Source organism: Bradyrhizobium diversitatis (genome assembly GCF_016031635.1).
Lineage (GTDB): Bacteria > Pseudomonadota > Alphaproteobacteria > Rhizobiales > Xanthobacteraceae > Bradyrhizobium > Bradyrhizobium diversitatis.
Genome location: NZ_JACEGD010000012.1, coordinates 206,905 through 229,912, shown reverse-complemented (window position 1 = coordinate 229,912; position 23,008 = coordinate 206,905). Strand labels below are relative to the sequence as shown.

Sequence of the window (23,008 nt, the reverse complement as noted above, 5' to 3'; positions counted from 1 at the left end):
GAAACATATGCCTGATCCGCTCCACGCATCGCCCCCTGCTTGTGCGCAGACGCTACGGGCGCTGTCGCGCTATCCCGATCGCACCGCTTTCGCCTGGCCCGAGGGTTCGCTGAGCTATGGTGGCACCATCGACCTGATCGGACGCATCCAGGGCGTGCTCATGCGGCTTGGATTGCAGCCCGGCGCGCGCGTCGCCTTCCTCACCGCGAACCGCGCCGATACCTGGTGCGCCGGCGTCGCCGCGCAATTGGCTCGGCTCTGCATCACCTGGCTGCATCCGCTGGGATCGCTGGAGGACCAGCTGTTCCAGCTCGAAGACTCCGAGGCGGAGATGCTGGTGGTCGATGCCGCCGCCTTCCGCGACCGCGGTGGCGAGCTCGCAGCCAAGGCCGGCCGGCTGAAGGCGGTCTTCACCATGGGGCCGGCCGGCTACGGCGTCGATATGCTGGCCGCCATCGAAAATGCCGGACATGCGAGCCCGCTGTGCCTTGCCGGCCCCGACGATCTCGCCACGCTGAACTACACCGGCGGCACCACCGGCAAATCCAAGGGCGCGCTGCGCTATCATCGCGAGAACAGCGGGGCTGCCGGCGCGATCCTCGCCGACTTCGAGATTCCGGAGGCTGCGCGCTATCTCACGGTCGCGCCGATCAGTCATGTCGCCGGGACGAAGGTGCTGCCGACCCTGATGCGCGGCGGCACCGTGCACATGCTGAAAGGCTTCGATCCCGAGACGGTGCTGACGACGATCGCGCGGGAGCGCATCAACTTCACGCTGTTCGTGCCGACCATGATCTATGTGCTGCTCGATCATCCCGCCCTGGACAAGACCGATTTGTCCTCGCTCGAGCTCTTGCTCTATGGCGCCTCCGCGATGTCGCCGAGCCGGCTGCTCGAGGGCATCGAACGCATCGGGCCGGTGTTCTCGCAGCTTTACGGCCAGACCGAATGCTATCCCGTCTCGGTGCTGCGCAAGGCCGACCACGATCCCAAGCGGCCGGAGCTGTTCCTGTCCTGCGGCTTCCCGATCTCGGCCTGCGAGGTCAGGATTCTCGACGACGACGAAGAGGTGAAGTCCGGCGAGGCCGGCGAGATCTGCGTGCGCGCCCCACACGTGATGGCGGAATACTGGAAGCGGCCGGACATCACCGCCGAGACGCTGAAGAACGGCTGGGTCCACACCGGCGACATCGCGCGCAGGGACGAGCGCGGCTACATGTTCATCCTCGACCGCAAGAAGGACATGATCGTCTCCGGCGGCTTCAACATCTTCCCGCGCGAGGTCGAAGATGTGCTGTCGCAGCACGCGGACGTGGCGATGGTCGCGGTCGTCGGCATTCCCGACGAGAAGTGGGGCGAGGCCGTCACCGCCATCGTCGTCCCGCGCGAAGGAGCGAAGCCCGATCCGGACGAGCTGATCAACCTGGTGAAGACGCGGAAGGGCTCGGCGCATGCACCGAAGCAGATCCAGTTCGCCAAGCAATTGCCGATGACCGGCGTCGGCAAGGTCGACAAGAAGGTGCTGCGGGCGGGCTTCTGGAGCGGGCGGGACCGGATGGTGGGATAAATACTCCGGAATTCTACGGTGTCGTTGTTGCATCGGCACCACAGCCTGCAACGGAGTCTACGACGGCGATGCCCGCGCAATTGCCGGCGAATCAGGGAATCAACTAGACCGCTGACGGGGCTGGGAAGCGGAGAGTGAAATGAGAGTCGCTTCCCTGGAAAGTGCAGTCGCCGCGATCACGTTGATCACGGCCATCATCGTGGTGCTGTGGGGGATCAAGATCTTCTACGGTGTGTGAACTGGCAGGATGCCCTGGCGAACACGACCTTGCATCCCTTCCGCGGCGGCGGAAGCCTGCCGTTCAATCCCGCGATGCGCGAGATAGCTTGCACACGATCGGTGTGTCGTCGCCCGGCGAAGACCGGGCGATCCAGTACGCCGAGACGGTTACGATTCAATCGAAAGGCCGCGGCGTACTGGATGCCCCCGCTTTCGCGGAGCATGACAGCGAAAATGACGCACGGACTTCGCGCCTCTCACCGCTTCTCGATCACCAGGCTCTGCACCGCGCGGCCGAAATAGCCCTGCTTGTCCGCCAGCCGCGACATCGCAAGGCCAGCGCCCTCGGGACCGATCCACGACTCGCCGTCGAGCAAGATCCACTCACCGATGGGTTGGCGCGAAAAGCTCACGGTGAGATCGGCGTTGATGTAGGTCCAGGCGCGGAAGTCGAGCGTCGAGGCGGTGCCGTTGGAGAAGTCGGCGGCGACCACGGCGCGCATCGCCTGCGAGACGGCCTCGCCTTCGATCAGCGGATGGTCGACGCGAAACCAGATCGCGCCGGCGCCGGCTTGGCCAAAGCGCCCGCGCGCGGCGCGCATCGAGACCGATCGCACGAACGGGCTGGTGGCCGCGTGACCGTCCTCGACCAGCGAATCCTCCGGCGACGGCAGCGTGACCGGCAGCTCCTCGACATCTTCAGGCAAGGTCAGCGCCTGGCGCCTGACCTTCAGCACGGTGGCGCCGACGACCTGTACGCCGTCGGCGAGCAGCTTGACCCCGCACAGCTGGATCTTGCGGCCCTCGCGCAGAACCTCCGTCGCGATCGTCAGCGGCGCGACCGGCACCGGCCGCATCAGATCTATGGTGACGCGCGCGACGTCCATCGGCGCCGCTGTAGGGATGCGCTCTGCCGCCCATGTCACCAGCGACGCTGGTGCCGAGCCGTGCTGCATGCGTCGGTCCCAGGGACCGGCTGCATCGGGGCTGGTGACGACGTCATTGCCGTCGACGCGATAGATGGCGGTCATCGTTTTCAACCAGTCTCAATCGACGTTCCCCGGACGCCACGCAGCGCGTAGCGGTGCGCTGCTGATCCGGGGTCCATGCGTTGCGGCGATGGGTCCCGGACGCGCTGCAGCGTTGCACGCTGCAGCGCGTCCGGGACACGAGAGCATTCACAACGGCGGATCGATCGCTTCGTCGTACTCCTTCTTGAAACGCGCGATCAACTCGGCCGCCGGCACGACCTTGTCGATGCTGCCGATGCCTTGTCCGCTTCCCCAGATCTCCTTCCAGGCCTTCGGCTTGGCGCGCTCGCCGGAGGCGTCGGTGCCGAAATTCATCTTGGAAGGATCGGAGGTCGGCAGATTGTCGGGATCCATGCCGGACGCGAGGATCGAGGGCTTCAGATAATTGCCGTGCACGCCGGTGAAGAGGTTGGAATAGACGATGTCGTCGGCCGACGAACCCGCGATCATCTCCTTGTAGCGCTCGACTGCATTGGCCTCCTTGGTCGCGATGAAGGCCGAGCCGATATAGGCGAAGTCGGCGCCGAGAATGCGTGCAGCGCGGATCGCCTTGCCGTTGCCGATCGCCCCCGACAGCGCGATCGGACCGTCGAACCATTTTCGCGTTTCGGCAACGAAAGCCAGCGGCGAGATGGTGCCGGCATGGCCGCCGGCGCCGGCCGCGACCAGGATCAGGCCGTCGGCGCCCTTCTCGATCGCCTTGTGCGCGAATTTCTGGTTGATCACGTCGTGGAAGACGATGCCGCCCCAGCCGTGCACGGCCTGGTTCAGCTCCTCGCGCGCGCCGAGCGAGGAGATGATCATCGGCACCTTGTACTTGGCACAGAGCTGCATGTCGTGGTCGAGCCGGTTGTTCGACTTGTGCACGATCTGGTTGACTGCGAACGGCGCCGACGGCTTGTCGGGATGAGCGCGGTCATAGGCCGCGAGCTCCTCGGTGATCCGCGCCAGCCATTCGTCGAGCAGCTCCGGCGGCCGCGCATTCAGCGCGGGAAACGAGCCGACCACACCCGCCTTGCACTGCGCGATCACGAGATCGGGCACCGAGATGATGAAGAGCGGCGAGCCGATCACCGGGATCGACAGGCGCCCTTTGAACAAGGCAGGCATGGACATTGCGGAACGATCCTCTGTTGGCCGGTCAATGGAAGGTTGGGCACCATACCAACAAGGCAATCTTTCCACTGTCAAGTATTGCGTTTTGGCGCCGTGGCAGGAGGCGCCAGCGATACTATTCCAAGGCGCGGAATTCTCTCGGCGTCATTCCGGGGCGCGCCGAAAGGCGCGAGCCCGGAATCCATCGGGCGTCAGTACGCGCGGCGAAATGGATTCCGGGTTCGCGCTTCGCGCGCCCCGGAATGACGAGAGGAGAGACCTGCCCCTACCCGATCATATCCGGATTGATCAGCCGCTCGAACGAGAACATCTCGTCCCACTTCTCCTGCGTGAGCAATTTGCGCTCGACCACGACGATCTGGTGCAGCGACTTGCCGCTTTTGTAACCTTCGCGCGCGATCTCGGCGCATTGCTTGTAGCCGAGCAGCGGCTTCAGCACCGTGACGATACCGAGAGAGTTCAGCACCATGTTGCGGGTGTGCTCCTCGTTGGCGGTGATTCCGACCACGCAGTTCTCGCGCAGGCTGTTGACCGCGCGCTCCATGGTGCGGATCGAGAAGAACAGCGCGAACGAGATCACGGGCTCCATCACGTTGAGCTGGAGCTGGCCGGCGGAAGCCGCGAGCGTCACCGTGGTGTCGAGCCCGATGACCAGGAAGCTGGTCTGGTTGACGACCTCGGGGATAACAGGATTGACCTTGCCGGGCATGATCGAGGAGCCCGGCTGCAGCTGCGGCAGATTGATCTCGTTGAAGCCGGCGCGCGGGCCCGAGGCGAGCAGGCGGATGTCGTTGCAGATCTTCGTCAGCTTGCTCGCCGTGCGCTTCAGCACGCCCGAGAGCTGCACATAGGCGCCGGTGTCGGAGGTCGCCTCAACGAGATCGCCGGCAAGCATGAAGTCGACGCCGGTCAGGGCGCTCAAGTGCCGCACGGCAAGCTTGGGATAGCCGACCGCGGCCGTGACGGAGGTGCCGATTGCGGTGGCGCCGAGATTGATCTCGCGCAGCAGCGCGCGCGCTTCCGAGATGCGCTCGACCTCCTCGCCGATGGTGGTGCCCCAGCCGCGGAATTCGGCCCCGAGCGACATCGGCACCGCGTCCTGGAGATGCGTGCGGCCCATCTTCAGCACCCGGTCGAATTCGCGCCCCTTGGTGAAGAAGGCCTCCTGGAGCTGTCGCAGCGCCGTCATGTAGCTCTCGAGCCGCAGGATCAGCGCCAGCCGAAAGGCGGTCGGATAGGTATCGTTGGTCGACTGGCCGTAATTGACGTGATCGTTGGGACTGACATGCTGGTAGTCGCCCTTGGCAAAGCCGAGCGCTTCCAGTGCGAGGTTCGCGATCACCTCGTTGGCGTTCATGTTGGTGGAGGTGCCGGCGCCGCCCTGGATGAAGTCGGTGACGAACTGATCCATCATGTCACCGGCGATGACGCGGTCGCAGCCGAGGATGATGGCGTCCGCGACCTTGGCGTCGATCGCACCGAGATCGCGATTGGCCATCGCGGCAGCCTTCTTGACGTAACCGAGCGCCTTCACGAAGTAAGGCTCCTGGCTCATCGGAATGCCGGTGATGTGGAAGTTCTCCTTCCCGCGGATCGTCTGGACGCCGTAATAGATGTCGTCGGCGATTTCACGCTGCCCGAGGAAGTCCTGCTCCGTCCTGCTCATGGGCACTCCTTGTTGCTCGCGCGATGTCCTTTAGTTCTGGCACAGCGCACTGGTCACGAACGTATCGGTGCGGCAGTCATCCGGTTTGCGTTGCCTGCCCGGAATGAGAACCTTGGCCGAGCATTTCTCCGCGGAGTCGGCGTTCAGGCTCTTGCCTTCCTTGTAGCCCTTGCCCTGGCAAAGCTGGTCGGCGGCCTGCTTGCAGTCGGGGGCGCCGTTCGACGAGATGGGGCAGACCACGCGCCCTGATACCATGGTCGAGGGCGTGGCCAGCCGCGACAGGTCGTTCATGGTCTCGCTTGGGCTTTTGATCGGCGGCAGGATCGAGGGCAGCTTGTCGAACAGCTTGCCCATTTCATTGATCAGCCCGGGATTTTCCTCGCGCGGCGGCGCTGCGGAAGAGGCCGGCGTCGAGGGCGACGGCGCGGCCTGGCCCCCCTGCTGCTGGAGGCCGAGTGATGGCGGTGCAGATTGCGTCCAGCCGATGCCGCCGCCACTGAGCAGGAGCAGCAGCGCCGCTGACATCAGCGTCCCGAGCCGCACCGCCGGATTGCCGGATCGAACCATCATGGCGGCAACCGTAGCCGAAGCCGGCCCTGCGGCAAAGCCGCCACAGCGCCTAGATCAACTTGACCGCCACCACGAAGCCGAGCACCAGCACGATGGCACCGAGTGCGACCCACAATCCGAGATGCCGCTCGATCCTGACCCGGATCCAGTCGCCGTAGCGGTTGAGCAGGATCGCGACGACGAAGAAGCGTCCGCCACGCGCGATAATCGAGCAGAGGATGAACAGGAGGATGTTGTAGCCGGCAAAGCCCGAGGTGATGGTGACGAGCTTGTAGGGGATCGGCGTCAGCCCCTTGAGCAGGATGATCACCGCGCCCCATTCCGCATAGGAGGCGCGGAAGGCGTCGACCTTGTCGCCGAGGCCGTAGACTTGGATCAGCCATTGGCCGACCGAGTCGAACAGCAGCGCTCCGATGGCGTAGCCGACGATGCCGCCAAGCACCGAGGTCGCGGTGCAGACCGCCGCATAGAGCCAGGCGCGCTGCGGGCGCGCCAGTGACATCGGAATCAGCATCACATCCGGCGGGACCGGAAAGAATGAGCTTTCGGCGAAGGAGACGACACCCATGATCCAGAGCGCGTAGGGCTTGTGGGCGGCGTCGATGCACCAGTCGTAAATACGTTTCAGCATGGCGCCGCGATGAAGCACCATGGGACGGATTTGTCCATGCCGAGATTGAGGCGAATTATGACGTTTCTAGTGGCGCTTGCGCGCGGCACGGCCCTCAAGCGCGACAATTGGCCGCCTGGCCGCAACGCGAGGTGACGCGACTTTGGGCAGTTTCATCGGCGATTTCGGCAGCTTCTCGGCAATGCCGAGCATGTCTTCACGCCGCGTCATCTCCCGCCAGACGTCCTCGGGGCGCACCCCGGCCGAGGCCCACAGCACGGTGAGATTGTAGAGCAGATCGGCACTTTCCCGGATCACGGCCTCGCTATCGCCGTTGACCGCATCGATGACGACTTCGATGGCCTCTTCGGCCAGCTTCTTCGCCATTTTGGAAGGGCCGCGCTGAAACAGCCGGGCCGTGCGCGATGTTGCCGGATCAAGATCTCTGGCCGCGAGCACAGCCAGATATAGCCGCTCAAGCGAATCACTCATGGTACTCAAACTACTCTAAACCAATGGCGAGCGCGTTAACGCGCGACAATAAAAGCAGAAAACGGGCCGGCGCAAGCGCGACGGCCCGTCATGGTCAACCCATGGATGCCGAACTAGTAGCAGTTCTGATAGTAGCCCTGGCCGCAGAACTCGGACGGAGCCGTGCCGCCATAGCGCTGATACTGGTAGTTCGGGCCCGGACCGTAATAGGGTCCGTAGGCCGGAGCGCTGTAGTAGACCGGACCGCCGTAATAGCCGTAGCCCGGACCGTAGTCATAGGCGTAGGCGTTGCGGCTGGCGGCGATGGCGAGACCCGTGCCGATGGCGGCGAAGGCCGCAGCTGCGGCCGCGCCGCCTCCACCGCCATGCCAGTGGCGGCCGCCCGCATATGAAGCGGTCGGGGCCATCGTGGTCAGCGCCAGCACCGCGGTAGTGGCAAGAACGGCCTTTCGGCCCGCAAATTTGGAGACTCGCTCGAACATGTCTTGGCCCTCCTTTGGGACCTGGAATGGACGCCTGCGGACAGGCTCATGCCTCTCAAAACCCGCATAACCTAAGTTAGGTTCCCCAAGCCCAATGCAAGCTGAACGGGGTTGCGTAACGATGCCGCAACGCCGCTCATCCTGCGTTCATGTTGGCGCGCGCACGGTCGCGGGCCGCGCGCTGCAAGCGTCACGAAACCATTACAATGCGGGACCGGCGCAACCGATGTCAGGATTCAAGACGACCGCACTTCACTGCCTTCTGGCTCTCTCGATCTTGCTTGCGACGCTGTTTGCACGCGATGTCAGCGCGACCGAGACCAACGCGCCCGTTGCGATCCACTTCACCTTCGACCGCCCGCCGGACGCAAGCATGGCGCCGCTTTTCCTCGCGGCGAAGGACGGCAGGTTCGGCGCCGAGCGTCTCAACGTGGCCTTCAACAGCGCAAGCGGATCGCCGGAGGCGCTCGCACGCGTCGCCAGGGGCGACAGCGAGCTTGCGCTCGTCGACATCAACGAGCTGATCCGCTTTCGTGACAAGGACGACGCGGCGCCGATCAAGGCCGTGTTCGTGCTGTTCAACCGCGCGCCCTACGCGATCGTCGCGCGCAAGAGCCGCGGGATCCAGCTGCTGACAGATCTCGACCGCAAGGCCGTCGGCGTTGCCGACAGCGATCTGTCGATGCGGCTGTGGCCGGCGCTGGCGCGGCAGAACGGAATCGATCCATCGCGCGTCAAATTGCACAAGATCAGCGCGGCGGTGCGCGAGCCGATCCTCTCCGCGGGCCAAGTCGATGCGGTCGCCGGCTTCGGCTATCTCACGGCGGTGAACCTGCGCGACCGCGGCGTGCCCGACGCCGATCTCGTCGTGCTGCGCTACGCGGACTACGGCTGCGAAGCCTACGGCTTTGCCGTGGTGGTCAATCCCGCCTTTGCCGCAGCAAAGCCGGACGCCGTGAAGGGCTTCGTCCGCGCCCTGATGGCCGGCATCACCGCGACCGTCAGGGAGCCGGGACGAGCGGCGGAGGAGGCGGCAAGCCGCATCGACGGTGGCGACCGCAGCCTGGAGCTCGAGCGCCTGCGCACCGTGCTCGCCGACAACATCCTGACGGACGAAGTCAGGCGCAACGGCCTCGGCGGCGTCGACCTGGCACGCTTCGATCGTTCGATCGGCCAGATCGCGCAGGACTTCAAATTCCGCAAGCTGCCCACGGCGGGTGATATCTTCGACGACCGGTTCCTGCCACCGGTTGCCGGGCGGCTGATCAACTGAGCAAAACTGACAGCTTCCGCTATATCTCCCGCACGATCCCTGCTTAGAATGCGGGCTCCGTTACTCGCCCGAGTTCGTCGCCGCATGTCCATTCTCCGCCTCTACACCCGCGTTCTCGAGCTGCTCGGCAAGGAAGCGCGGCTGGGCTGGCTGCTTGCGGTCGCCAATCTACTGCTCGCGGCCTCGCAATTCGCCGAGCCTGTGCTGTTCGGGCGTATCGTCGACGTGCTCTCGGGCAAGACGGTAGCCGGGTCGAACTCGGCCTGGCCGTTCCTGGCTGCCTGGGTTGCGTTCGGGCTCTTCACCATCGCGTGCAGCGCGCTCGTGGCCCTGCAGGCCGACCGGCTCTCTCACCGCCAGCGTCAGGCGGTGCTGACGAGCTATTTCGAGCACATCCTGCAACTGCCGTTGACCTTCCATTCCGGCACCCATTCCGGCCGGCTGATGAAGGTGATGCTCAACGGCACGGACGCGCTGTGGCGGCTCTGGCTCGGCTTCTTCCGCGAGCATTTTGCCGCGATCCTCTCGGTCGTGGCGCTGCTGCCGCTGTCGCTCTACCTGAACTGGCGGCTGGCGATTCTACTGTTCGTGCTCTGCATCGTCTTCACCGCGCTGACCACCTTCGTGGTGCGCAAGACCTTCGGCATGCAGATGGCGGTCGAGGAGCACTACAGCGAGCTCTCCGCGCGCGCCTCCGACGCACTCGGCAATGTCGCGCTGGTGCAGAGTTTCGTGCGTGTCGAATCCGAGGTGAAAGGGCTGCGCTCCGTGGCCGACGAGCTGCTGGCCGCGCAAATGCCGGTGCTGTCGTGGTGGGCGCTGGTCACGGTGATCACACGCGCCTCCACAACCATCACGGTGCTCGCGATCTTCACTTTCGGCATCGCCCTGCACGACCAGGGGCTCACCTCGGTCGGCGACATCGTGATGTTCGTGAGCTTCGCAACGATGCTGATCCAGAAGCTCGAGCAAGTCGTGAGCTTCATCAACAACGTGTTCATGGAAGCCCCGCGTCTGCGCGAGTTCTTCAATGTGCTCGACGCCGTGCCCGCGGTGCACGACCGGCCCGATGCAATCGATGCCGGCCGGCTGTCGGGCCTCGTCGAGTTCAACGACGTCACGTTCTCCTATGACGGCAAGCGACCGGCGATCGAGGACCTCACCTTCACCGCGCTGCCTGGGCAGACCATTGCGCTGGTCGGCCCGACCGGCGCCGGCAAGTCGACCGCGATTGCGCTTTTGCATCGTGCCTTCGATCCGCAATCCGGCGTCATCAAGATCGACGGCATGGACGTGCGCGGCGTCACGCTGACCTCGCTGCGGCGAAACATCGGCGTGGTGTTCCAGGAAGCGCTGCTATTCAACCGCTCGATCGCCGACAATTTGCGCGTCGGCAAGCCGGACGCGACCGAGGCCGAGATGCGCAAGGCGGCGGAGCGCGCGCAGGCGCTCGCGTTCATCGAGCGCAGCGGCGGCTTCGAGACCAATGCCGGCGAGCGCGGCCGCATGCTCTCGGGCGGCGAGCGCCAACGCCTGTCCATCGCGCGTGCGCTGCTGAAGGATCCGCCGATCCTGATCCTGGACGAAGCCACCAGCGCGCTCGACGCCGTCACCGAGGCCAAGGTAAATGCCGCTCTCGACGAAGTGATGAAGGGCCGAACCACCTTCGTGATCGCCCACCGCCTGTCGACCATCCGCAACGCCACGCGGATCCTGGTGTTCGAGAATGGGCGCGTGATCGAAAGCGGAACTTTCGATGAACTCGTGGCCAAAGGCGGCCATTTCGCCGAGCTCGCCAAGGCCCAGTTCATGGTTCAGGAGACCGCGCGGGCCAGCGTGACGGCGGCCGAGACTGCCGCGACGGCCGCCAAATCCCCATAGCAAGTCCCCACGGCGCCGTCGAAATTCGGCCTATTTCATTGCGGAATACCGCGCCGATCCCCCTATTCTCGACGCACGAGCCGGTATAGGTTTGCGACGCCGCAAGCGGCGGCGCTGGATTTCAGGAACCGACCATCAGATCACGAGAGCCGACCGTATCAGGCGGATCTCCAAGGACCGGAATCGGATAGTGCACGCCCTTCGCCCGCTGCTTCGCAAATCGCTGTTCAACCTGTTCGCTGCGAGCCTCGCATGCGCCGCATTGCTCGCGCCGCGCGCGGCGAGCGCCGAAGCGCTGCTGCTGATCGAGGCCGACAGCGGCAAGGTGCTGCAGGCGGACAACGCGACCATTCCCTGGTATCCGGCCTCCGTCACCAAGATCATGACTGCCTATGTCACGCTGAAGGCGGTCAAGGACGGCAGGCTGACGCTCGACACGCTGCTCACGGTGTCGCCGACGGCGGCCTCGCAGTCGCCCTCGAAGATGGGCTTCCGCCCTGGGACGCAGCTCACCGTCGACAACGCGCTGAAGATGATGATGGTCAAGTCGGCGAACGACATGGCCGTGGTGCTCGCCGAAGGCGTCGGCGGCTCGATCGACGGCTTCTCCGCGATCATGAACGACACCGCGAAGAAGCTCGGCATGACGCAGACGAGCTACGTCAATCCGAACGGCCTGCCCGCCGACGGCCAGATCACGTCCGCGCGCGATCTCGGAATCCTGGCGCGCGCCTTCCTGCGCGACCTGCCGGAATACGAATACTTCGTACACATCCCGGCGATCCGCTTCGGCAAACGCGTCACCGGCAATTTCAACAAGCTGATCGGCCGCTATCCCGGCGCCGACGGTTTCAAGACCGGCTTCATCTGCGCCTCCGGGTACAACCTGGTGGCCTCGGCCACGCGCAACGGCCGCCGGCTGATCGCAGTGGTGCTCGGCGCCAGTTCCGGCACCGCGCGCGCAGTGAAGGCCGCGCAGCTGCTCGAGCGCGGCTTCGCTCAGGACAATCTCACCTGGCTCCGCCCCTCGCTCGGCACCGTCGACAATCTCGTGCCGGTCGACGCCTCGCCGCCGAACCTGCGCGACGAGATGTGCGGGCCCCACCGCAAGCGGCCGGCCAGTGACGACGACGATGCGCTGATTGCGGCCAATGGCGGTGCGACCGGATCGGCCTCGGCCACCGGTGGAGAAGCCCAGGTCACCTTCTTCACGGCGGGCCTGCAGCCGCCCCTGATGATGAAGGCTTCCGAGCTGATGGCCTCGGCCCCGGCGGCGGCCGAACCCGTGCTGGTCTATACGGGCCCGACCCGCACCGGCACCGCCCTGATCGCGGCGGTCGCGGCCGATGCCGACCAGCAGGCCGCGTCCAAGCCGCGTGGCAAGAAGTCGCGCGTCGCCAAGAAGCCTGACGCCACCGACAAGCCCAAGGATGGGCACAAGGATGGACACAAGGACGCAGGCAAGGACACCAAGACGGCGGCGGTGAAGCCGGATGCCAAGCCCGAAGCCAAATCCAGTGCCAAGGGGGACGCCAAGACCGACGCCAAGACCGCAGCCAAGCCGGCCGGGTCCAAGCATGCCGCGACCAAGCATGATGCGGCAGCGAAGCCCGCCGAGAAGCCTGCGGCAGGCGGCGATCAGGCGGCCAAGCCCGCCAAGCCCAAGGCCGCGACCAAGCCCGCCGCTGCCGCCAAGCCGGCGAACAACAGTTAACGTTCCTCGGGCCTAAACCGCAGCCCGCGTTTCGCACCCGCGGCAGGGCGATTTGCGACGATTCCAGTAGCTACGCCCGGACCTTTGCCCTAAGCCACGACGGCTTGCCACCAGTTCCGGCAGGCTGGATACTGGCGGCAATGCGGCAAGCCCGTGACACAACGGGCTCTGGTCAATGAGGGGAGTTTTCCATGGAGCGCATCTGGCTCAAGCAATATCCGCCCGGCGTGCCCGCCGATATCGAGCCGACACAATACGCATCGCTGGTCGACCTTCTGGAGGAGAGCTTCACCAAGTTCGCCGACCGCAAGGCGTTCATCTGCATGGACAAGTCGATCAGCTATCGCGACCTCGACCAGATGTCGGTCGCGCTCGCCGCTTACTTGCAGGGCCGCGGGCTCCAGCGCGGCGCCCGTGTTGCGATCATGATGCCGAACGTACTGCAGTACCCCGTCGCGACCGCCGCCGTGCTGCGCGCCGGATACGCGGTCGTGAACGTCAACCCGCTTTACACCCCGCGCGAGCTCGAGCACCAGCTCAAGGATTCCGGCGCCGAAGCCATCATCGTGCTGGAGAACTTTGCCCACACGGTCGAGCAGGTGATCGCGAAGACGCAGGTGAAGCACGTCATCGTCGCCAGCATGGGCGACCTGCTCGGCTTCAAGGGAATCATCGTCAATCTCGTCGTCCGCCGGGTCAAGAAGATGGTACCGGCCTGGTCGCTGCCGGGGGCGGTGGCCTTCAACGACGCGCTCTCGGCCGGCCGCGGCATGACGTTCAACAAGCCGAAAATCTCGCCGGGCGACGTCGCGTTCCTGCAATATACCGGCGGCACCACCGGTGTCTCCAAGGGTGCGACGCTGCTCCATCGCAACATTGTCGCCAACGTCCTGCAGAACGACGCCTGGCTGCAGCCGGCGCTCGCCGCGCCGCCGCATGTCGACCAGCTCATGATCGTCTGCGCGCTGCCGCTCTATCACATCTTCGCGCTGACGGCCTGCTACCTGCTCGCGGTGCGCGCCGGCGGCTGCAACCTGCTGATCCCGAACCCGCGCGACATACCCGGCTTCATCAAGGAGCTGGCGAAATACCAGGTCAACACCTTCCCGGCGGTGAACACGCTCTACAACGCCTTGATGAACCATCCCGACTTCAAGAAGCTCGACTTCTCCAAGCTGAAGATCTCCAACGGCGGCGGCATGGCGGTGCAGCGCCCCGTGGCCGATCAATGGAAGAACATCACGGGCTGCAGCATCGCCGAGGGCTACGGCCTGTCGGAGACGTCGCCTGTCCTGACCTGCAATCCGCCGACGGCGACCGAGTTCACCGGCTCGATCGGCATTCCCGTGCCGTCGACTTACATCTCGATCCGAGACGACGACGGCAACGAGGTCCCGCTCGGCCAGGCGGGCGAGATCTGCGCCAAGGGCCCGCAGGTCATGTCGGGCTACTGGAACCGTCCCGAAGAGACCGCCAAGGTGATGACCGCGGACGGCTATTTCCGCACCGGCGATATCGGCGTGATGGACGAGAAGGGCTATATCAAGATCGTCGACCGCAAGAAGGACATGATCCTGGTCTCCGGCTTCAACGTCTACCCGAACGAGATCGAGGAAGTCATCGCGAGCCATCCGGGCGTGCTCGAATGCGCCGTGATCGGCATCCCCGATTCCAAGTCCGGCGAGGCAGTGAAGGCCTTCGTCGTGAGGAAAGACCCGAACCTCACCGCCGAGGCCGTGATCGCGTTCTGTCACGAGCAGCTGACCGGCTACAAGGTGCCCAAGCACATCGAATTCCGCACCGACCTGCCGAAGACCAATGTCGGCAAGATCCTGCGCCGGCAGCTCCGCGACGAGAAGAAGGCGGAGGCGGCGTAACGCGCGCCTCCGTTCATGACTGACGCCCGCGACATCACGCCATCAGGCGTTCTCGCCTTCTGGCGAGAGGCCGGGCGCGAACGGTGGTACGAGCGCAGCGACGCTTTCGATGCGGAGATAAGACGCCGCTTTCTCTCGCTGTGGCAGAGAGCGGCCGCTGGCGAGCTGGCATCATGGGAGGCGAGCGACGACGGCGCGCTCGCGCTCGTCATCGTGCTCGACCAGTTTCCCCGCAACATGTTCCGTGGCACGCGGCAAGCCTTTGCCAGCGACGCGCTGGCGCGCGACGTCGCCCGCCGTGCCATCGATCGGGGCGTTGATCGCAGGATCGACCCCATCCTGCTCGAATTCCTCTATTTGCCCTTCATGCATTCCGAGCACCTGCCCGACCAATTGCACTGCATCGCGCTGTTTCAGAACACCGACAATACCGAAAACCAGAAATACGCGCGGGATCACGCCGACATCATCCAGCGGTTCGGCCGCTTCCCCCACCGCAACCGCATCCTCGGCCGCGACACCACCGAGGAAGAGCAGGCCTTCCTCGACGGCGGCGGATTTGCGGGCTGATGACATCACGGTGAAAGCCACAGGCCCTGCCGCTTTCCCCGCCGGCAATATTGTGCAGGCCGGCCGCCCGGTCTAAAAAGCGGGACCGATTTTCAGGGAGACTGACGATGGCGATCCAGATTGGCGACAAGCTGCCCGAGGCGAAATTCCGCGTGATGACGGCGGAAGGCCCGCAGGTGAAGACCACCGACGACATCTTCAAGGGCAAGAAGGTGGCGCTGTTCGCGGTACCCGGCGCCTATACCGGCACCTGCCACAAGATGCATCTGCCGAGCATCTTCCTCAACGCCTATGCCATCAAGGACAAGGGCGTCGACACCATCGCTATCATCTCCGTCAATGACGCCTTCGTCATGAACGCCTGGAAGCGCGACACCGACCAGCGCGACGAGGCCGTCTTCCTCGCCGATGGCAATGCCGACTTCACCAAGGCGATCGGCATGGAGCTGGACGCCTCCGCCAACGGCCTCGGCATCCGCTCCAAGCGCTATTCGATGCTGATCGAGGACGGCGTGGTCAAGAAGCTGAACCTCGAGGCGATGCCCGGCAAGGTCGAGGTCTCCGGCGGGGATACGCTGCTCGGGCAGCTGTAAGAATGATGTCATTCCGGGGCGCCGCAGGCGAACCCGGAATCTCGAGATTCTCAGGTGCGCAACTGCGCACCTGAGTTCGGTGCTTTGCACCGCCCCGGAATGACGAAACAAAAACCCTACTCCCTCACCCGCTGCTGCAAGCGCGCCATCGCGACGCCCTCGCGCGCGAGCTGATCGGCGCGCTCGTTCTCGGGGTGGCCGGCGTGGCCCTTGACCCAGTGCCAGCGGACCTCATGCTGCTTCAGCGCGGCATCCAGGCGCTGCCATAGCTCGACATTCTTCACCGGCTTCTTGTCGGCGGTGCGCCAGCCGTTGCGCTTCCAGCCGAAGATCCAGCCGGTGATGCCCTGCCGGACATACTGACTGTCGGTGTAGAGATCGACCGTGCACGGCTTCTTCAGCGCTTCGAGCGCCGAGATCGCCGCCATCAGCTCCATCTGGTTGTTGGTGGTGTGCGGCTGGCCGCCGTTCAGCTCCTTTTCCTTGTCGCCGAACTTCAGGATCGCGCCCCAGCCGCCCGGCCCGGGATTTCCCGAGCAGGCGCCGTCGGTATAGATCGTGACGTTGGGAAGCTCGCTCACGCCACCAGCCCCGACGGCGTCAGCCCATAGTCCCGCACGCTCGTCACGCTCTGGTGGAAGCGCAGCTTGCGGAAATATTCCAAGGGATCCTTCGGCCTGACCAGCGCGCCCGGCGGCACGTTGAGCCAATCGACCAGCCGCGTCAGCAGGAAGCGGATCGCGGCGCCGCGCGCCAGCAGCGGCAGCGCCGCCTCTTCGGTCTCGGAGAGCTTGCGCACCCGGCCATAGGCGTTGAGAAAAGCGCGCGCCTTGGTGACGTTGAAGGAGTGATCGGGCTCGAAACACCAGGCGTTGAGGCAGATCGCGACGTCATAGGCCAGCATATCGTTGCAGGCGAAGGTGAAGTCGATGATGCCCGAGAGCTTGTCGCCGAGGAAGAAGACGTTGTCGTTGAAGAGGTCGGCGTGGATCACGCCCTCCGGCAGATTGGTCGGCCAGACGCCGCTCGAGAGATAATCGAGCTCGGCTGCAAGAAAATCGCGCAAGCCCGGCTGCACCTCGTCGGCGCGGCCTGAAGCGGCGTCGAACAACGGCCGCCAGCCGGAAACCGATAGCGCATTGGTGCGCTTGATCGCAAAGTTCGCGCCCGCCAGATGCAGTTTCGCCAGCCCGTCGCCGACCCCGGCGCAATGCGTGGCGTTCGGCTTGCGCGGCCAGACGCCTTCGAGAAAGGTGATGATCGCCGCGGGCCGGCCTGCCAGCTCGCGCAGCGCCTCGCCGTCTTTCGCCTTCACAGGCAGCGGACAATTGACGCCGTGCTCGGCCAGATGCGTCATCAGCGCGAGGAAGAACGGCAGATCGTTCTTCGCCACGCGCTTTTCGTAGAGCGTGAGAATGAACGAGCCCTTGCTGGTGTGCAGCAGGAAGTTGGAATTCTCGACGCCCTCGGCGATGCCCTTGTAGGAGAGCAATTCGCCGAGATCGTATTGTTTCAGGAAATCCGCAAGCTCGTCGGCGGCGACGTCGGTGTAGACCGCCATAGAGGTCTACTCGGCGGCAGCTTCGGGGCGCACCTGACGCGGCAGCGGGAAGAACTCGTTCTCCTCCGCGGCCGAGACCGTCTCCACATGCAGCGTGTAGCGCTCGGCGAAGGCGTCCATGATCTCCTCGACGATCACTTCCGGCGCAGAGGCGCCCGCCGTGATGCCGAGACTGGCGATGTTGCCGAACCTGGTCCAGTCGATGTCGGTGGCGCGCTGCGCCAGCACCGCGATCTTGCAGCCCTCGCGCTCGGCAACCTCGCGCAGGCGCTGCGAGTTCGACGAATTCGGCGCACCGACCACGATCAGGGCGTCCACCACCGGCGCCACCTTCTTCACCGCGAGCTGGCGGTTGGTGGTGGCGTAGCAGATGTCTTCCTTGTGCGGACCGTTGATGTTCGGGAAGCGCTCCTTGAGCAGCGCCACGATCTCCGCGGTGTCGTCGATCGACAGCGTGGTCTGGGTCACGAAGGCGAGGTTGTTGGGGTCCTTCGGCGTGATCGTCTTGGCGTCCTCGGCGGTCTCGATCAGGGTTACGGCACCGGGCGGAAGCTGGCCGAGCGTGCCGACCACCTCGGGATGGTGGGAGTGGCCGATCAGGAAGATCTCGCGGCCGCGCTTGAAGTGGATCGCGGCCTCGCGGTGGACCTTGGTCACCAGCGGGCAGGTCGCATCCAGCGAGAACAGATTGCGGGACTGGGCGTCGGCCGGAACCGACTTCGGCACGCCGTGCGCCGAGAACACCACCGGAGCGGTGGTGTTTTCCGGGATTTCAGCGAGCTCCTCGACGAAGATGGCGCCCTTCTTCTTCAACCCATCGACGACGTACTTATTGTGCACAATCTCGTGGCGAACATAGACCGGGGCGCCGTACTTATCGAGCGCTCGCTCCACGGTGTCGATCGCTCGGACCACGCCGGCACAAAAGCCGCGGGGAGAACAAAGCACGATCTTGAGGTCTGGTTTGGCTGACATTGAGCGATCTCGGGACCGAATCGCCCGTTTCGCCTTCTGGCGGGGGCGGTCGATGGATTGAACAGGGCTTAAAACGGTCGGCTTGAACCCTACAGCGGTTCAAAGGGAATTGGGCCCCCTTTCGGGCGGTGTCAAGGCACTATCTATAGCAGAACCATTGCGTGGCTGCCCCCTCCCGGCTTATATAGCGCGAATTCCCTGTCATCGCTGATGACCACCGGTTTCGCCTCCAGAGGGGTGGGCGAAGCACAAAGGAGATTTGCCATGAGCAACGCACCTCTGATGCCCAAGGCGACCGCCGTCTGGCTGCTCGACAACACCGCGCTGACCTTCGACCAGGTCGCCGATTTCACCAAGATGCACCCCCTCGAGGTCCGCGCGATCGCCGACGGCGACGCCGCCCAGGGCATCAAGGGCATGGATCCGCTCTCCAACGGCCAGCTGACGCGCGAGGAGATCGAGAAGGGTGAGAAGAACCCGGATTACCGGCTACGCCTGCAGGAGAGCAAGGTCGTGCTGCCGCCGCAGCCCAAGCGCAAGGGACCGCGTTACACCCCTGTCTCGCGCCGCCACGAGCGTCCGAGCGCCATCCTCTGGCTGCTGCGCAGCCATCCGGAGCTCAAGGACGCCCAGATCATGCGGCTGGTCGGCACCACCAAGAGCACCATTGCCAGCGTGCGCGACCGCACCCACTGGAACACGTCCCAGCTCACCCCGATCGACCCCGTCACCCTCGGCCTCTGCTCGCAGATCGAACTCGATTTCGAGGTGCAGCGCGCCGCCAAGGAAAAGCCGATCGACGCAACCTATGGCGGCGCGACCCTGCTGCCGGCCTCCGAGACCACCCGCAAGGACGAGTACGAGCCTGCGGAAAAGTCCAGCGACGATCTCAATGTCGACGCCGTGTTCGCCAAGCTGAAGACGCTCGGCGGCAAGAAGCACGAAGACGAGGAGGAGTAAGGCTTCTCCCTCTTCGTTTGCGATCGACTAAAATGCAAAACGCGGCGGGAAAACCCGCCGCGTTTTTGTTTTTTGAAGACAGCTGAACGAGTACGACGCATGTCGCCGCAAGCACACTGCGTCCCCTCCCCCCTTGCGGGGGAGGGTTAGGGAGAGGGGTACCCCACGGGGACTCCCTCCATCATCTCGAAACGTCTCGCGCGACTCTCATACACCGTTTGCTGGGCCACCCCTCTCCCCCGCCCTCCCCCGCAAGGGGGGGGGAGGGAGCGCGGGGTCAGCTGCGGCCACAGCTCGTCTCCAAGCGAGCGTCCTCAGAACTTGTACGTCACACCCGCGCCGACCAGCCACGGATCGATATGCGCTGTGCCGGTGACCGGCAGGCCGGAGACAGTCGCCGAGTAGTTCGGACGCAGCCAGAGCTTCTTGACGTCGACGTTGAGACCCCAGTGCCGGTCGATCATGTAGTCGAAGCCGAACTGGACGGCGCCGCCCCAGGCGTTGCTGACGTGCAGGTTGGTGGTCGTGGCGACGATCGCGGGCGGACCGGCGATTGCAGCCGGCGCATTCGCGGCGGAGTTGTTGAAGAACACCGTGTAGTTCACGCCGGCGCCGATATAGGGCTTGAACGCACCGAAATTGTCGAAGTGATATTGCAGCGTCAGCGTCGGCGGCAGCAGCGTGGTCTTGCCGATCGGCAGGTTTGCCAGCGAGCCGGTGCCGCTGATCGAGTGCCTGGTCACGCCGAGGATCAGCTCGGCCGCGATGTTCTTGGTGAAGAAATAGCTGATGTCGAGCTCGGGAACGACCTGATCGCTGATCGAGAGGCCGGAATTCGGCGACGAGAGCGAGGGCACCCCCGCCACGTTCACGCTGCTGCCGCCATCGGGCAGCACGCCGAGCGCGCGCAGGCGGATCATCCATGGATTGAACGCCTCGACCGGCGGCGGCGCCTTCTTGTAGACCGGCAAATCGGCAGCCTGCGCCGAGGCAAAGGTGCCCACGAGCATCGCGCCAATCGTGGCGAGCCGCGCCAGGTTTCTCGTCGTTCTGTGCATTTCAATCCCCTTCAGCCATCTCTCGCGCATCGTTGCGCGACATCAGCGTCAGAGCAGAAAGGGGATGGTGAAGGATTTGATGCCGATCAAATCAGGACAAGCGCGCCACGATTTGGTCGAGGCGTTGCAGATGTGTCACGAAAAGCACGAATGCACGGCGCGTGGAGCGGCACCATAATGCCGCGCCTCACATCACGGCCGCTCGGGATTGTTCAGCATGTACTCGCCGAGATCGCGCTGGCGGCGGTCGGCGCGGGCAATGGCGGCATTGCGCTGGACGTCACGGTCCTTGCGGCAGGCCGCGTATTCCGGCGAGCCCTGCGCATAGCCCCGGCTCTGGCAGACCGCGTCATCATCGTCGCCGCCCATCGCCACCGGCGTCTGGTAGCGCGCGGAGCAGGCGGAGAGAGCGATGGCGAGAGTTGCGGCTGCAAGCAGGCGCGACGTGACGGCGAGTGGCATGCGAGGTTCCCTATCGGCCGCCCTGTTTAGCGCGGAATGCGGAGATTGTAAGTCCCCGAACGCCGTTCCTCCGCACGCTGTCATTCCCCGCGCAGGCGGGGAATCCAGTACGCCGCGGCGAACATTGGGTCACGCAATTGGCGCCGCGGAGTACTGGATCGCCCGCCTGCGCGGGCGATGACAGTGGAAGGCGGCGAAGCAACCGCCCTTCCCGCCCCGGAATGGCGCTTCGCGTCACACCCTTCCCTTCAGCGCCTCCCCGATCTCCTCAAGCGCCTTGGGGTCCTCAATGGTCGCCGGCATGGTCCAGGATTCGCCGTCGGCGATTTTCTTGATGGTTCCGCGCAGGATCTTTCCGGAACGCGTCTTGGGCAGGCGGCCGACGGTGATGGCGAGCTTGAAGGCGGCGACCGGGCCGAGCTTGTCGCGCACCAGTGCGATGATCTCCTTCTCGATCTCGGCCGGCGGACGCTTCACGCCGGCCTTGAGCACCAGGAAGCCGCAGGGCACCTCGCCCTTGATCGCGTCCTTGACGCCGAGCACGGCGCATTCGGCAACGTCGGGATGCGAGGCCAAAATCTCCTCCATGCCGCCTGTGGAAAGCCGATGGCCGGCGACGTTGATGATGTCGTCGGTGCGGCCCATGACGAAGACATAGCCGTCCTCGTCCTTGTAACCGGCATCAGAGGTTTTGTAATAGCCGGGGAATTCGCTGAGGTAGGCCTCCTTGAAGCGCTCGTCCTGATTCCACAGCGTCGGCAGACAGCCCGGCGGCATCGGCAGCTTGATGACGATCGAGCCCATGGTGTTCGCGCCGACCGGCTTTGCCGCTTCATCGACGACGTCGACCTGGTAGCCCGGCATCGGCACCGTCGGCGAGCCGTGCTTCACGGGCAGCATGCCGAGCCCGACCGGATTGCCGGCGATGCACCAGCCTGTCTCAGTCTGCCACCAATGGTCGATCACCGGCACCTTCAGCTGCTGCTCCGCCCACTCCACCGTCGGCGGATCGGCGCGTTCGCCGGCGAGGAACAGCGTGCGGAATTTGGAGAGGTCGTACTTCCGGATGAATTTTCCTTCCGGATCGTCCTTGCGGATCGCGCGGAATGCGGTCGGAGCGGTGAAGAAGGCCACCGCCTTGTGCTCGGAGATCACGCGCCAGAACGCGCCGGCATCGGGCGTGCCGACCGGCTTGCCCTCGTACATGATCGTGGTCGCGCCATGAAACAGCGGTCCGTAGACGATGTAGCTGTGGCCGACCACCCAGCCGATGTCGGAGCCGCACCACCAGACCTCGCCCGGCTTGACGCCATAGAGGTTGAACATCGACCATTTCACCGCGACGAGATGCCCGCCATTGTCGCGCACGACGCCCTTCGGCACGCCGGTCGTGCCCGAGGTGTAGAGGATGTAGAGCGGATCGGTGGCGGCAACAGGCACGCAAGGAGCGCTCTTGCCGTCGTTCAGCGCCTTGCGGCGCAGGCTGGCCCAGTCGTAGTCGCGGCTTGGCGTCATCTCACAGGTGAGTTGCGGACGCTGCAGCACGATGCAGGCTTTCGGCTTGCTGCCGGCGAGCCTGATCGCCTCGTCGAGCAGCGGCTTGTAGTGCACGATACGGCCGGGCTCGATGCCGCAGCTTGCGGAGAGGATCAGCTTCGGCTGCGCATCGTCGATGCGGGTGGCGAGCTCTTTCGCCGCAAAGCCGCCGAACACGACGGAGTGCACCGCGCCGATGCGCGCGCAGGCCAGCATCGCGACCACCGCTTCCGGCACCATCGGCATGTAAAGGATGACACGGTCGCTCTTGGCGACCCCGAAGTCCTGCATGACGGCGGCGAGCGCCCGGACCTCGCTCAGCAGTTCGGCATAGGTGAGTTTGGTGACCGAATTGGTCAGCGGCGAATCATGGATCAGCGCGACCTGGTCGGCGCGGCCGCGTTCGACATGGCGGTCGAGCGCGTTGTAGCAGCTGTTGACGACGCCGCCGGTGAACCAGCGGCCGTAGGTTCCTTGCGAGGGATCGAAGATCCTGGTCGGAGGCTCGATCCAGTCGATCTCCTTCGCCGCCTCGGCCCAGAAGCCGGCGGGATCGGCCAGCGAGCGCGCATGGACCTCATGATAACGACTTTTGCCGTCGCCGTTCCCTTGGACGTTCATTCCCGCGCTCCCGTGCCTTTATTCGCCTGCCCTTGACCCTTGTGGCAGGACAGGCGCCCCGCCATGACCAGGATCAATTGCCGGCCTTGTTGTGAAGCTATTTTCGCGGGAACGGGCCGCGGTTCAAGCTCAAAAGGAAGGGCCTTTCGGGGAAGACACAACTACCGCCGCGCG

21 protein-coding genes are annotated in these 23,008 nt (G+C 64.8%); 8 read left to right on the top strand and 13 right to left on the bottom strand.

The features are described 5' to 3' along the window. Positions 1–7 precede the first annotated feature (7 nt). Positions 8–1,567: an AMP-binding protein gene (locus H1B27_RS15195; protein WP_197966598.1), complete on the top strand. Its 1,560-nt coding sequence runs from the start codon at positions 8–10 to the stop codon at positions 1,565–1,567. Between the two features lie 476 nt (positions 1,568–2,043). Here H1B27_RS15195 and H1B27_RS15190 read toward each other — a convergent pair whose 3' ends face one another. The 7 genes from H1B27_RS15190 to H1B27_RS15160 form a co-directional block, all read right to left on the bottom strand. Beyond that, the gene (locus H1B27_RS15190) at positions 2,044–2,817 is read right to left on the bottom strand and encodes a thioesterase family protein (RefSeq protein ID WP_197966597.1); all 774 of its coding nucleotides are present in this window, start codon (positions 2,815–2,817) and stop codon (positions 2,044–2,046) included. 147 nt (positions 2,818–2,964) lie between these two features. Continuing rightward, positions 2,965–3,933, bottom strand: coding sequence for an NAD(P)H-dependent flavin oxidoreductase (locus tag H1B27_RS15185; RefSeq protein WP_061881114.1), 969 nt, complete (start codon positions 3,931–3,933; stop codon positions 2,965–2,967). A gap of 265 nt (positions 3,934–4,198) precedes the next feature. Then, positions 4,199–5,599 (bottom strand): aspartate ammonia-lyase, encoded by a 1,401-nt coding sequence (locus H1B27_RS15180; RefSeq protein ID WP_197966596.1) that lies wholly within the window; start codon positions 5,597–5,599, stop codon positions 4,199–4,201. A gap of 30 nt (positions 5,600–5,629) precedes the next feature. Further along, entirely contained in the window at positions 5,630–6,169 is a 540-nt protein-coding gene (locus H1B27_RS15175) for a hypothetical protein (protein ID WP_197966595.1), read from the bottom strand. 49 nt (positions 6,170–6,218) lie between these two features. After that, the gene (locus H1B27_RS15170) at positions 6,219–6,800 is read right to left on the bottom strand and encodes a YqaA family protein (RefSeq protein WP_246515428.1); all 582 of its coding nucleotides are present in this window, start codon (positions 6,798–6,800) and stop codon (positions 6,219–6,221) included. Between the two features lie 66 nt (positions 6,801–6,866). After that, positions 6,867–7,271, bottom strand: a complete 405-nt coding sequence (hisE, locus tag H1B27_RS15165; protein ID WP_035671782.1) for a phosphoribosyl-ATP diphosphatase — start codon at positions 7,269–7,271, stop codon at positions 6,867–6,869. Positions 7,272–7,384: 113 nt separating this feature from the next. Continuing rightward, positions 7,385–7,753, bottom strand: a complete 369-nt coding sequence (locus H1B27_RS15160) for a hypothetical protein (protein ID WP_197966593.1) — start codon at positions 7,751–7,753, stop codon at positions 7,385–7,387. A gap of 226 nt (positions 7,754–7,979) precedes the next feature. Between H1B27_RS15160 and H1B27_RS15155 the strand changes: the two genes are divergently transcribed. The 6 genes from H1B27_RS15155 to H1B27_RS15130 all read left to right on the top strand — a co-directional run bounded on the left by H1B27_RS15155 (position 7,980) and on the right by H1B27_RS15130 (position 15,661). After that, positions 7,980–9,026 (top strand): ABC transporter substrate-binding protein, encoded by a 1,047-nt coding sequence (locus tag H1B27_RS15155; protein WP_197966592.1) that lies wholly within the window; start codon positions 7,980–7,982, stop codon positions 9,024–9,026. An 84-nt stretch (positions 9,027–9,110) separates the two neighbouring features. Then, a complete protein-coding gene (locus H1B27_RS15150) occupies positions 9,111–10,907 on the top strand; it encodes a glucan ABC transporter ATP-binding protein/ permease (protein ID WP_197966591.1) in 1,797 nt (598 codons plus the stop codon). Positions 10,908–11,097: 190 nt separating this feature from the next. Next, positions 11,098–12,621, top strand: coding sequence for a D-alanyl-D-alanine carboxypeptidase family protein (locus H1B27_RS15145; protein WP_197966590.1), 1,524 nt, complete (start codon positions 11,098–11,100; stop codon positions 12,619–12,621). Between the two features lie 191 nt (positions 12,622–12,812). Further along, on the top strand, positions 12,813–14,498 hold the full coding sequence (locus H1B27_RS15140; RefSeq protein WP_197966589.1) for a long-chain fatty acid--CoA ligase: 1,686 nt from the start codon (positions 12,813–12,815) through the stop codon (positions 14,496–14,498). A 15-nt stretch (positions 14,499–14,513) separates the two neighbouring features. Further along, a complete protein-coding gene (locus tag H1B27_RS15135; protein ID WP_061881122.1) occupies positions 14,514–15,068 on the top strand; it encodes a DUF924 family protein in 555 nt (184 codons plus the stop codon). Positions 15,069–15,175: 107 nt separating this feature from the next. Next, a complete protein-coding gene (locus H1B27_RS15130) occupies positions 15,176–15,661 on the top strand; it encodes a peroxiredoxin (RefSeq protein WP_061881123.1) in 486 nt (161 codons plus the stop codon). 116 nt (positions 15,662–15,777) lie between these two features. Here the strand turns inward: H1B27_RS15130 and rnhA are convergent, their stop codons facing one another. The 3 genes from rnhA to ispH are packed head-to-tail and all read right to left on the bottom strand — an operon-like array spanning position 15,778 to position 18,197. Continuing rightward, the gene (gene rnhA, locus H1B27_RS15125; RefSeq protein WP_197966588.1) at positions 15,778–16,242 is read right to left on the bottom strand and encodes a ribonuclease HI; all 465 of its coding nucleotides are present in this window, start codon (positions 16,240–16,242) and stop codon (positions 15,778–15,780) included. Further along, positions 16,239–17,222, bottom strand: a complete 984-nt coding sequence (locus tag H1B27_RS15120; protein ID WP_028180277.1) for a homoserine kinase — start codon at positions 17,220–17,222, stop codon at positions 16,239–16,241. Before H1B27_RS15120 ends, rnhA begins: the two co-directional genes overlap by 4 nt. A gap of 6 nt (positions 17,223–17,228) precedes the next feature. Then, complete coding sequence (gene ispH / locus H1B27_RS15115) at positions 17,229–18,197, bottom strand: 4-hydroxy-3-methylbut-2-enyl diphosphate reductase (RefSeq protein ID WP_061881126.1); 969 nt, start codon at positions 18,195–18,197, stop codon at positions 17,229–17,231. Between the two features lie 264 nt (positions 18,198–18,461). On the opposite strand from ispH, the gene H1B27_RS15110 reads away from it, so the two are divergent. After that, complete coding sequence (locus tag H1B27_RS15110; RefSeq protein WP_197966587.1) at positions 18,462–19,157, top strand: DUF1013 domain-containing protein; 696 nt, start codon at positions 18,462–18,464, stop codon at positions 19,155–19,157. A gap of 314 nt (positions 19,158–19,471) precedes the next feature. On the opposite strand, the gene H1B27_RS15105 is transcribed toward H1B27_RS15110, so the two are convergent. From H1B27_RS15105 to H1B27_RS15095, 3 genes are all read right to left on the bottom strand, one after another. Continuing rightward, positions 19,472–20,215, bottom strand: a complete 744-nt coding sequence (locus H1B27_RS15105; RefSeq protein ID WP_197966586.1) for an OmpW/AlkL family protein — start codon at positions 20,213–20,215, stop codon at positions 19,472–19,474. A 192-nt stretch (positions 20,216–20,407) separates the two neighbouring features. Beyond that, positions 20,408–20,677, bottom strand: a complete 270-nt coding sequence (locus tag H1B27_RS15100; protein WP_197966585.1) for a hypothetical protein — start codon at positions 20,675–20,677, stop codon at positions 20,408–20,410. A gap of 234 nt (positions 20,678–20,911) precedes the next feature. Further along, positions 20,912–22,834, bottom strand: a complete 1,923-nt coding sequence (locus H1B27_RS15095; RefSeq protein ID WP_197966584.1) for a propionyl-CoA synthetase — start codon at positions 22,832–22,834, stop codon at positions 20,912–20,914. Positions 22,835–23,008: the final 174 nt, after the last annotated feature.